The following is a 10,675-nucleotide window of genomic DNA, read 5'->3' on the forward strand; positions in this document are numbered from 1 at the left end:
ACGGAGCGATTACCACAAGGTACAGATGGACATACGGAGAGTATTGAATGACCCTGAAAGCGGCGGAAGTCGAAGCAGTGATACGCGCCGGAGTACCCATGGCAGAAGACATCGGCTTCACCGTCGACGCCACCGGGGACAGCGGCTACGCCCTTACCCGCCTGGTGTTCTCGGAACGTCTGATTCGCCCCGGTGGCACCCTGTCCGGACCGGTGCAGATGGCGCTGGCGGATGCGTCCATGTACGCGGCTGTGATGGCGGCCATCGGCAGGGTGGAAATGGCGGTTACCAGCAACCTGTCCATCAACTTTCTGAAAAAACCGGCGCCGGCCGATCTGGTGGGTGAGGCGACGGTTCTGCGCATGGGCAGACGGATTGCCTTCTGTGAAGTACGGTTGCTGTCCGGGGAAGGCGATAAACAGCAACTGGTCGCACACGTCACTGGCAGCTACGCCTTGCCCTACAGCTGCGACTGACGCAGGGCCAGGATCAATGAGTTCACCCGACGAGGCGACCCGCTACCGGCCGGGCCTGCTTCAGGAAAGATACCCCAGTGGCAAGGCAGTACTGTCAATAACCCGCCTGAGCACGAAGCTTGAATGCACCCCGCTGACCCCCTGAATGCGGGTGATACGATTGAGCAGAAAGTGGTGATAGTGGTCCATGTCCGGCACCACAACTTTCAGCATGTAGTCGGCATCCTGGCCGGTGATCAGGTAGCATTCCTGGACCTCCGGGTATTCTCCTACCTGTTTCTCAAAGGCGGCGAATCGTTCCGGCGTATGGCGATCCATGCCGATCAGGATGATCGCAGTCAGCGACAGACCCAGTTTCTTGTGATCCAGTATGGTTACCTGCCGGACAATGATTCCGGCCTCTTCCAGAGCCCGGACCCGACGCAGGCAGGGGGAGGGAGACAGTCCAACCTTGTCCGCCAGTTCCTGGTTGGTGAGGGATCCGTCCTGTTGCAATTGCTCAAGGATGTTACGGTCTATTTTGTCGATTTTGACAAGCGGCTTTGTGGATCCTGACATAAACTGCCGACCTTTGTTAAAATGATAGAATAATATAGCTATTATCAGCCTGCGTTTGTTGAAAAAGCAATCATTTTCCCCAACTCGCGCGTTATCCTGATGCACAGTGAATGAATTCCCAGTCACAAGAGCAAGGAATCACCCTAATGGCATTTGATCATCGTAAATATGTTGCTTTCCCACCGGTGGCGAAAACCGCTCGCCGCTGGCCGGACCAGGTCATTACCCGCGCACCGCGTTTTTGTGCCGTGGACCTCCGGGATGGCAACCAGGCGCTGGTGAAACCCATGTCAGTGGCCCAGAAACAGCGGATGTTCGATTTGCTGGTAAAACTGGGGTTCAAGGAAATCGAGATCGGCTTTCCGGCTGCGAGTCAGCCCGACTTCGATTTCTGCCGCAAGCTGATTGAAGAGGGCCGGATTCCCGAGGACGTTCATATACAGGTGCTTACCCAGGCCCGGCAGGAGCTGATCGAGCGCACCTACGAAGCGCTCAGGGGTGCCCGCAAGGCAATCGTCCACGTATATAACTCAACCTCCACGGTGCAGCGGGAGCAGGTGTTTGGCATGGACCAGGCCGGCATAAAGGACATTGCCGTCAACGGCGCCCGCATCGTCAAGGCCAACGCCGAGAAATTCCCGGATACCGAGTGGACTTTCCAGTATTCTCCGGAGAGCTTTACCGGCACCGAACTGGATTACGCAGCCGATGTTATCGATGCGGTCAACGATGTCTGGCGACCGGACCAGGGTCAGCCGGTTGTTATCAACCTGCCGGCCACGGTGGAAATGGCCACGCCCAACGTGTTTGCCGACCAGATCGAGTGGATCTGTGACAGGGTCCGGTACCGGGAGCACATCAGCATCAGTGTCCACACCCATAACGATCGTGGCTGTGCCGTGGCGGCGGCGGAACTGGCGGTGATGGCCGGTGCCGACCGGGTGGAAGGCACTTTGATGGGCAATGGCGAGCGCACAGGCAATATGGACCTGGTTACCATGGCCATGAACCTGTATTCCCAGGGTGTGGATCCTACCCTGGATCTGTCCGGTATGGCAGAGATTACCGATGTGGTGGAAGCCTGTACCGAAATTTCCACCCATCCTCGTCATCCCTATGCGGGCGAGCTTGTATTCACCGCATTTTCCGGCAGCCACCAGGATGCGATCCGCAAATGCCTGAGCAAGCGCAAGGACGGAGACACCTGGCATGTGGCTTACCTGCCGATCGATCCCCGTGATCTTGGTCGCCGGTACGAAGAGGTGGTCCGTATTAACAGTCAGTCGGGCAAGGGCGGTGTTGCCTATGTCCTTGAACGGGACTACAACATCAGCCTGCCGCGCTGGTTGCAGATCGAATTCAGCAAGCTGGTCCAGCGCGAGGCGGAAACCAATGGCGGTGAGATCGACTCGCTGACTATCCATCGGCTGTTCGAGGACCGTTACCTGAGGGTCCCTGGCGCGTGGGAGCTGAGATCCTACGATCTGCACCGGGATGACGAGGGTGTTGCAGCAACGGTCAGCATTGGCGCCGGAGACAATCCTGTCACCCTGCAGGGGCATGGTCTTGGTGCTGTGGAGGCTGTGTCTGCGGCGCTTGAATCAGAGTACGGTTTGTCGCTGGCGGTAGAGGCTTACGACGAATTCGCCCTCGGAGAGGGCACCAATGCAAATGCTCTGGCCTGTATCCGCGTCACGGTCAATGATCAGCACTGTAGCGCGGCAGCTCTGGCAGAGGACACGACCTCAGCCACTCTGCAGGCTCTGTTTTCTGCGGTATCCCAGGTAGTGGGTGAAGATCAGCAGCGCCGGGTTGCCGACATGGAAACAGCAGAAGCGGGTGCCTGAAACAGAAAAAAGCCGGCAGTTGCCGGCTTTTTCGTATTCCCTGTGCCCGTGAGGGGCATAGGGCGGGGTGCCGTAAACCTCAGACCGGGGTTACGTTTTCCGCCTGGGGGCCTTTCGGTCCCTGTGTAACGGTAAACTGCACCTGCTGACCTTCGGTCAGAGTGCGGAATCCGCTCGCGTTGATTGCACTGTAGTGAACGAAAACGTCACTGCCACCGTCCTGGGCGATGAACCCAAAGCCCTTGGACTCGTTGAACCACTTCACGTGGCCTGTTTTTGTATCATCTGACATTGATCTTTCCTGTATTTCCGAGATTTTTGCCCTCACGGGACCGTCGGTGTTCCTGAGGAATTACCGATGCTGCAAAAATCCAGAAAGTACTGAGGAAAGGGGCAACGAAGAGCTCTTGGCAGAACGTTGAAACGCATTCACAAAATACCGCTGTATTTTCACAGCATTTTCAGTATAGACCGAGCTGGGAGTGCGTCAACGCTTTTTTTAGTACTTTATTCAAGTTTTTTAAGCCGCAAAAACAACAAGTTGTCATAAGCTTGTCACCAAACCGAAGTTCTGAACAGTTACAGGCTCCGGATGGTGACAGCGCCTCGCTTCAGTGTTTGAACTGCTGGCTTATCTCTTCCAGTATTGCAGGGTCGTCGATGGTGCTGGGTACGGAGTATTCCTCGCCGTCTGCAATCTGGCGGATTAGCCGGCGCAGAATCTTCCCTGACCGGGTTTTCGGCAACCGGTCCACAACCAGGGCGCGCCGGAAGCAGGCAATGGCCCCGATCTTCTCACGAACCATTTCCACCAGCTCGTCCTCAAGCTCGTCATGATCGATGGTGGCGCCGTCCTTGAGCAACACCAGGCCGACAGGAATCTGGCCCTTCATTTCATCATGGGCCCCTACAACACAGCATTCGGCAATCGCCGGATGTGAGGCAACAACTTCTTCCATCTCACCTGTCGAGAGCCGGTGCCCGGCCACGTTGATAACGTCGTCGGTCCGGCCCATGACAAATACATAGCCGTCGTCGTCGATGAAGCCGCCGTCACCAGAGCTGTAGAATCCCGGGAGCGGGTCCAGATAGGTTTTGCAGAAGCGGGCATCATCGCCCCACACCGTGGTCATGCAGCCAGGGGGCAGCGGTAGCTTGACCGCAATCTGGCCCTGCTCGCCGGCGGGAACCTGGCTGCCTTCCTTGTCCACTATCTGAACATCGTAACCGGGTGAGGGCACGGTGGCGGAACCGGGTTTGGTCTCCATCATCTCTATGCCAATCGGATTGCAACAGATGGCCCATCCGGTTTCCGTCTGCCACCAGTGATCGAGGATCGGCAGGCCGGTGTGTTCTTTCAGCCATTCATAGGTGGGTGGGTCCAATCGCTCTCCGGCCTGGAAAATACGCTTCAGGGAGCTGACGTCGTAGCGCGACAGCTGATCGGCTTCGGGATCCTCCTTGCGTACCGCCCGGAATGCGGTGGGTGCAGTAAACAACATGTTGACGCCATGGTCCTGTACCACGCGCCAGAAGGCTCCGGCATCGGGTGTCTTCACCGGCTTGCCTTCGTAAAGGATGGTCGTGCATCCGGCAAACAGGGGGGCATAGACGATGTAACTGTGGCCAACGACCCAGCCGACGTCAGAGGCAGCCCAGAAAACGTCTCCGGGGCCGGCATCATAGACCAGCTGCATGCTGTAGCGCAGGGCCACGGCATGACCGCCGTTATCACGGACAACACCTTTGGGCTTGCCGGTAGTGCCGGAGGTATAGAGGATATACAGAGGGTCCGTGGCTTTCACCGGTACCGGGTCTACCGGGCTGGCCTGAGCCATCAGTTCGCTCCAGTCAAAGTCGCGGCCGTCCTTCAGTTCAGCGCGAACCTGCGGGCGCTGGAACACAATACAGCACTCCGGTTTGTGGTCGGCCTCGTCAATTGCCCTGTCGACCAGCGGTTTGTACTCAATCACTTTTTTCACTTCGATGCCGCAGGAAGCGGTAACTATCGCCTTGGGCATGGCGTCGTTAATGCGCACCGCCAGTTCGTGGGAAGCAAAGCCACCAAATACCACGGAATGTATGGCACCAATGCGTGCGCAGCCAAGCATCGCAATGACGGCTTCCGGTACCATGGGCATGTAAATAACTACCCGGTCCCCTTTAGTGACACCCCGGTCCTGAAGCGCACCGGCAAACGTTGCGACTGCACGGGTAAGTTCGTTGTAGGTATAGGAGGCTGAGGTGCCTGTAACAGGTGAGTCGTATATCAGTGCTGTCTGATCGCCGCGGCCGGCACGGATATTGGCGTCCAGTGCGACATCAGAGGTGTTGAGAACACCGTCGGCAAACCATTCGCCATGGCCATTGTCGGTAGGCTGCCAGATGGTTTTGGGGGGCTCAATCCAGTCAATGGCGGAGGCTTTCTCGCGCCAGAATTCTTCAGGCCGGTCGATGGATTGCCTGAATTCGGAGATATAGTCCATAACATCCACCTCGTAAACTTGTTGTTGTGTTGTGCATTTCTAACAACTGTAAGCGCTTTGAGGTGCAGAACTACTAGACCATAGGCTAAATTTCTGTCTTTTTGGTGGTTATTGGTCGCCCGAATTGACTGAAATCACATTTGCCTCGAGCTGGCCGTTGGCGACGCGGGCAGTGATTTTTTCGCCAGGCTTCACATTCGTGGCCTGGCGGATAATGTCGCCATTTTCCTGCTGGACGATCGCGTATCCGCGGCCGAGAGTGGCCAGCGGACTGACCACATGTAGCGTCTGGCCAATGTGGTCCAGGTGCTCCCGCCGCCGTCCCAGGGTTTCCCGGGTTGCACGGACCAGTTGTTCGGCAAGCTGGCTGATGCTGGTCTGGCTGTCGCTGAGTTTCCTGGCCGGGGATTGCATCGTCAGGCGCTGGCCAAGGTGGTCAGCTCTGACCCTTTCACGTTCAATCCGCTGGGCGATGGCAGTGCCGAGGCGCAGGTCCAGCTCATCCATGCGCTGGGCTTTTTCCATCAGCTCACGACGCGGGTCGCGGAGCCTTGCAGACAGGTGCTCCAGCCTCGTTTCCATTCGTTTAAGCGCACGCTGGGCCGCGCCCGCCAGTCGCAGTTCCCGCTCTTTTAGCCGTCTCAGCCAGTCGTTCTGGTCCGGGGAAATCTTTTCTGCGGCAGCAGAGGGTGTCGGTGCCCGCAGGTCGGCCACAAAATCAGCAATGGTGACATCCACTTCGTGGCCCACCGCGCTGACAGTGGGAAGTGGGCATTGGGCAATGGCGCGCGCCACAGCTTCTTCATTGAAACACCAGAGATCTTCCAGGGAGCCCCCGCCGCGACCAATGATCAGGATATCCGCCGCCCCGTGGCGGGCAGCCCGGTCCATGGCGCGAACAATATCGGCTGTCGCGGCTTTACCCTGAACTGCCGTGGGATAAAGTGTGACAGGAATCGCCGGGCACCGCCGGGCCAGTACGGTCAGAATATCGTGGATGGCGGCACCGGTGGGCGAGGTGACCACGCCAATGTGCCTGGGCGTTGTGGGCAGTGGTTTCTTGCGGGCCGCATCAAACAATCCTTCCTGCTGCAGTTTCCGCTTCAGTTCCTCGAAAGCCTGCTGCAGTGCCCCGAGGCCTGCCGGCTCGATGTGCTCCACAATAATCTGGAAGTCGCCACGGTTCTCGTAAAGGGTCACCTTGCCGCGAATACGGACCTGATCCCCCTCTTTCGGGATCTCTTTTACCCGTTGGTTGAAACCGCGGAACATGGCGCAGCGTATCTGGCACTTGCGGTCCTTGAGGGAAAAGTACCAGTGGCCCGATGAGGGACGGGAAAGGCTTGATAGCTCGCCCTCCACCCAGACCTGCATGAAGCTGGCCTCGAGCAGGTGGCGGGCCTGGTGATTCAGTTCGCTGACGCTCAGTGCCCGGGGGCGGGAATCCTGAAAACCGCTGTCCAATTGAGGCGCTCCGTGTTGCTGCATACGCACAAGCCGAAAGGGGAGGGTAAAAATAGCGAAAATTCAAAAAGATGCAACCCGCACGTCAAACAACGCCGGTTTACTGTCAACCAAGGCCCATTTATAATAGGTCGATTAAGGATTTTGCTCTGCCACGCCCCTGTTGATGTGGCTTCGGAATCCTCCAATCTAGCATGTTTAAAAGGCGGATCCCAATGCTGCGAATTGCCGAAGAAGCCCTCACATTTGACGATGTACTGCTCGTTCCCGGACGTTCAGAGGTTCTTCCTCACCAGGTCAGCCTGCAGACGCAGCTGACCAAAGGTATCACACTGAATATCCCGCTGTTGTCAGCGGCCATGGATACCGTGACTGAAGCAGATCTGGCTATTTCCATGGCACAGGAAGGCGGCATCGGTATCATGCACAAGAGCATGTCCGTTGAGCAGCAGGCTGCAGCGGTCCGCAAGGTGAAGAAATTTGAAAGTGGCGTGGTGAAGGATCCGATCACCGTTACGCCGGACACCACAGTGCGCGAACTGGTCGACATCACTATGGCCAACAATATTTCCGGTCTGCCCGTGGTCGATGGTCGCGACCTCGTCGGTATCGTAACCGGCCGGGATATCCGTTTTGAAGGTCGTCTGGATACCCCGGTTTCCGAGATTATGACCGCTAAAGACAAGCTGGTCACAGTCAGGGAAGGAGCCGACCTGGAAGACGTGAAGGAACTGCTCCACCGCCATCGCATTGAAAAAGTTCTGGTGGTCAACGACGACTTTCAGCTGCGTGGCCTGATCACCGTCAAGGACATCCAGAAGGCCAAGGATTATCCGCTGGCATGCAAGGACGAACAGGGTCGTCTGCGGGCGGGCGCAGCGGTTGGAACCGGTCCCGATACCGAAGCCCGTGTTACCGCGCTGGTTGAGGCCGGCGTTGACGTAATCGTGGTGGATACCGCCCACGGCCACTCCAAAGGCGTGCTTGATCGGGTTCGCTGGATCAAGCAGCACTACCCTGACGTACAGGTGATCGGCGGCAACATCGCGACGTCTGCTGCTGCTATCGATCTGGCAGACGCGGGTGCGGATGCAGTCAAGGTCGGCATTGGCCCCGGTTCCATCTGTACCACCCGTATTGTTGCCGGCATCGGGGTGCCCCAGATTACCGCGGTATCCAATGTGGCTACAGCCCTGAAAGATCGCGGCATACCTGTTATCGCCGATGGTGGCGTCCGTTTTTCCGGTGATATTTCCAAGGCCATTGCTGCCGGCGCCTACAGCGTGATGATTGGCAGCCTGCTTGCCGGTACCGATGAAGCGCCGGGTGAAGTGGAGCTGTACCAGGGTCGCAGTTACAAGGCCTACAGAGGCATGGGCTCCATTGGCGCCATGGGGCAGGGCTCCAGCGACCGTTACTTCCAGGATGCCAGCAAGGGTATCGAAAAGCTGGTACCGGAAGGTATTGAAGGCCGGGTTGCCTGTAAAGGACCCATGCGGAACATCGTGCATCAGTTAATGGGTGGCCTGCGGGCATCCATGGGTTACACCGGCAGCGCCACCATGGAAGAGATGCGTACCAAGCCTGAGTTCGTCCGCATCACCAACGCGGGCATGCGTGAGAGCCACGTTCATGACGTGACCATCACCAAAGAATCCCCCAACTATCGCATAGGCTGATTACTGTCTTTCCAGGCGCGGCTCAGGGTATGAGCCGCGCTTTTTCTTTCTGATCCGAGGATTTCATGGCCCACAACATCCACGACCACCGCATTCTGATTCTCGACTTTGGCTCCCAGTACACCCAGCTCATCGCGCGCCGGGTTCGGGAAATTGGTGTTTATTGCGAGATCAAGGCCTTCGACATCACCGATCAGGAACTTCGGGACTTTAACCCCAAGGGCATCATCCTTGCCGGTGGCCCGGAATCCGTTACCAAGCTGGGCGGCCCCAGGGCGCCTGAAGGGCTTTTTGAAAAGGGCATTCCGGTGCTTGGTATCTGTTACGGCATGCAGACCATGGCGGAACAGCTCGGTGGCCGTGTGGCCAGTTCGGAAAAACGGGAGTTTGGCTATGCCCAGGTCAAGGTGCGGGCCAAAGGGCCTTTGCTTCAGGATATTACCGATCACCTGACCGCCACCGGTGATTCCCTGCTGGACGTATGGATGAGCCACGGTGACAAGGTTGTGGTCATGCCTGAGGGTTTTGAGCTGCTGGCTTCAACAGAAAGTGCGCCGATTGCCGCCATGCAGGATCTCAGCCGTAACCTCTACGGTTTACAGTTCCATCCGGAAGTGACTCATACCCTGCAGGGAAAACGCATTCTTGAGCACTTCGTACTTAACATCTGTCAGTGCGAAGTGTTATGGACGCCAGCCAAGATCGTTGACGACGCGGTCCAGCAGATCCGTAACCAGGTCGGCGAGGGCAAGGTACTGCTGGGGCTCTCCGGTGGTGTGGACTCCTCCGTTACCGCCGCACTGCTGCACAAGGCCATTGGTGACCAGCTGACCTGTGTGTTCGTGGACAACGGCCTGTTGCGCCTGCACGAGGGCGACCAGGTGATGGATATGTTTGCCAGCAACATGGGCGTCAAGGTCATACGCGTGGACGCAGAAGACCTGTTCCTGTCCAAGCTCAAGGGCATTGATGACCCGGAGGAAAAGCGCAAGATCATTGGCAACACATTTATCGACGTGTTCGACGAGGAAGCCGCCAATATTCGCGATGTGAACTGGCTGGCCCAGGGCACTATCTACCCGGATGTGATCGAATCCGCTGCCTCCAAGACCGGTAAGGCCCACGTTATCAAGTCCCACCACAATGTGGGAGGGCTGCCGGAAACCATGAAAATGAAGCTGGTGGAGCCTTTGCGGGAACTGTTCAAGGATGAAGTACGTCGTATCGGGCTGGAACTGGGCCTGCCTTACGACATGGTCTATCGCCACCCGTTCCCGGGGCCGGGTCTGGGAGTGCGGATTCTGGGCGAGGTCAGGAAGGAATACGCCGAGATCCTGCGCCGGGCCGATGCCATTTTCCTGGAAGAGCTGCATCGTGCCGACTTCTACCACAAGACCAGCCAGGCTTTTGCGGTATTCCTGCCGGTCAAGTCGGTGGGTGTTGTCGGGGATGCCCGCCGCTACGAATACGTGGTGGCGCTGCGTGCCGTGGAGACCATCGACTTCATGACCGCGCGCTGGGCGCATCTGCCTTACGATTTGCTGGAGACCGTTTCCAACCGCATCATCAATGAGATTGAGGGCGTCTCCCGGGTGACCTACGACATTTCCTCCAAGCCACCTGCTACCATTGAATGGGAGTGAAATCCCATAACTGACTAACGCTTATCGCTTGTCCTTCCTGGCGTCGCCATTGATCTCTCCCAACACGGCTCCATCCTTGTTGCCGTGCTCCTTGGCGTCGCCATTGGCATTTCCCGAATTGCCTCGGGTTTTGCCCTCATGCCTCTCCGCGCCATCATTTATCTCGGCCAGCACGGTATCTGACTTTCCGGCCGATGCCCCGGTCTTGTCCTGAACTTTTCAGTTGCAGGAAGAGGATTTCACGATAGTTGAAGCGCAAAGTCAGGTCTGTGCGCTGACCAACCTAGCACGGATCAGCTTCCTGTGTGTGTTGTCGAACAGACAGGCAAAGGGTGAATCGACGATTCTTAAAGGGTGCTTTCGCGATGGTTGATTACCGCGGTATTTACCCTCTGTGTTCTTGGTGCACTGCCAATGGCAGTATCCGCCCAATCCTCAGAGTTTGGCCCACATGAGGGCGACCGGGAATTCTCTCTCTCCGGTACCGGCAGTAATGACCGGGATTTCAACAGCGGGAGCTTC

9 protein-coding genes are annotated in these 10,675 nt (G+C 57.3%); 4 read left to right on the plus strand and 5 right to left on the minus strand.

Annotation, left to right across the window (positions count from 1 at the left end):
* Positions 1 to 47 precede the first annotated feature (47 nt).
* Positions 48 to 476 carry a PaaI family thioesterase gene (locus ACESMB_RS00635; protein WP_372925771.1) on the plus strand — a complete coding sequence of 143 codons (429 nt, stop codon included), beginning with the start codon at positions 48 to 50 and terminating at the stop codon, positions 474 to 476.
* A 60-nt stretch (positions 477 to 536) separates the two neighbouring features.
* Here ACESMB_RS00635 and ACESMB_RS00640 read toward each other — a convergent pair whose 3' ends face one another.
* Entirely contained in the window at positions 537 to 1,034 is a 498-nt protein-coding gene (locus tag ACESMB_RS00640) for an Lrp/AsnC family transcriptional regulator (RefSeq protein ID WP_372925772.1), read from the minus strand.
* Positions 1,035 to 1,180: 146 nt separating this feature from the next.
* On the opposite strand from ACESMB_RS00640, the gene leuA reads away from it, so the two are divergent.
* The gene (gene leuA, locus ACESMB_RS00645; protein ID WP_372970696.1) at positions 1,181 to 2,881 is read left to right on the plus strand and encodes a 2-isopropylmalate synthase; all 1,701 of its coding nucleotides are present in this window, start codon (positions 1,181 to 1,183) and stop codon (positions 2,879 to 2,881) included.
* Positions 2,882 to 2,960: 79 nt separating this feature from the next.
* Here leuA and ACESMB_RS00650 read toward each other — a convergent pair whose 3' ends face one another.
* From ACESMB_RS00650 to xseA, 3 genes are all read right to left on the minus strand, one after another.
* On the minus strand, positions 2,961 to 3,173 hold the full coding sequence (locus ACESMB_RS00650; protein ID WP_027832312.1) for a cold-shock protein: 213 nt from the start codon (positions 3,171 to 3,173) through the stop codon (positions 2,961 to 2,963).
* Between the two features lie 319 nt (positions 3,174 to 3,492).
* Positions 3,493 to 5,367 carry a propionyl-CoA synthetase gene (locus ACESMB_RS00655; RefSeq protein WP_372925774.1) on the minus strand — a complete coding sequence of 625 codons (1,875 nt, stop codon included), beginning with the start codon at positions 5,365 to 5,367 and terminating at the stop codon, positions 3,493 to 3,495.
* Positions 5,368 to 5,475: 108 nt separating this feature from the next.
* Positions 5,476 to 6,855 carry an exodeoxyribonuclease VII large subunit gene (gene xseA / locus ACESMB_RS00660; RefSeq protein ID WP_372970697.1) on the minus strand — a complete coding sequence of 460 codons (1,380 nt, stop codon included), beginning with the start codon at positions 6,853 to 6,855 and terminating at the stop codon, positions 5,476 to 5,478.
* A gap of 191 nt (positions 6,856 to 7,046) precedes the next feature.
* Between xseA and guaB the strand changes: the two genes are divergently transcribed.
* On the plus strand, positions 7,047 to 8,510 hold the full coding sequence (gene guaB / locus ACESMB_RS00665; RefSeq protein ID WP_372925776.1) for an IMP dehydrogenase: 1,464 nt from the start codon (positions 7,047 to 7,049) through the stop codon (positions 8,508 to 8,510).
* Between the two features lie 65 nt (positions 8,511 to 8,575).
* Positions 8,576 to 10,153, plus strand: a complete 1,578-nt coding sequence (gene guaA / locus ACESMB_RS00670) for a glutamine-hydrolyzing GMP synthase (RefSeq protein ID WP_372925777.1) — start codon at positions 8,576 to 8,578, stop codon at positions 10,151 to 10,153.
* Positions 10,154 to 10,174: 21 nt separating this feature from the next.
* On the opposite strand, the gene ACESMB_RS00675 is transcribed toward guaA, so the two are convergent.
* A complete protein-coding gene (locus tag ACESMB_RS00675) occupies positions 10,175 to 10,327 on the minus strand; it encodes a hypothetical protein (protein WP_372925778.1) in 153 nt (50 codons plus the stop codon).
* Positions 10,328 to 10,675: the final 348 nt, after the last annotated feature.

This window comes from Marinobacter sp., assembly GCF_041686475.1.
Lineage (GTDB): Bacteria > Pseudomonadota > Gammaproteobacteria > Pseudomonadales > Oleiphilaceae > Marinobacter.

Coding starts and splice junctions, on each gene's coding strand:
- guaA (WP_372925777.1), top strand. CDS start 8,576: ATGGCCCACAACATCCACGACCACCGCATTCTGATTCTCGACTTTGGC.
- ACESMB_RS00640 (WP_372925772.1), bottom strand. CDS start 1,034: ATGTCAGGATCCACAAAGCCGCTTGTCAAAATCGACAAAATAGACCGT.
- ACESMB_RS00655 (WP_372925774.1), bottom strand. CDS start 5,367: ATGGACTATATCTCCGAATTCAGGCAATCCATCGACCGGCCTGAAGAA.
- leuA (WP_372970696.1), top strand. CDS start 1,181: ATGGCATTTGATCATCGTAAATATGTTGCTTTCCCACCGGTGGCGAAA.
- xseA (WP_372970697.1), bottom strand. CDS start 6,855: ATGCAGCAACACGGAGCGCCTCAATTGGACAGCGGTTTTCAGGATTCC.
- ACESMB_RS00635 (WP_372925771.1), top strand. CDS start 48: ATGACCCTGAAAGCGGCGGAAGTCGAAGCAGTGATACGCGCCGGAGTA.
- ACESMB_RS00650 (WP_027832312.1), bottom strand. CDS start 3,173: ATGTCAGATGATACAAAAACAGGCCACGTGAAGTGGTTCAACGAGTCC.
- guaB (WP_372925776.1), top strand. CDS start 7,047: ATGCTGCGAATTGCCGAAGAAGCCCTCACATTTGACGATGTACTGCTC.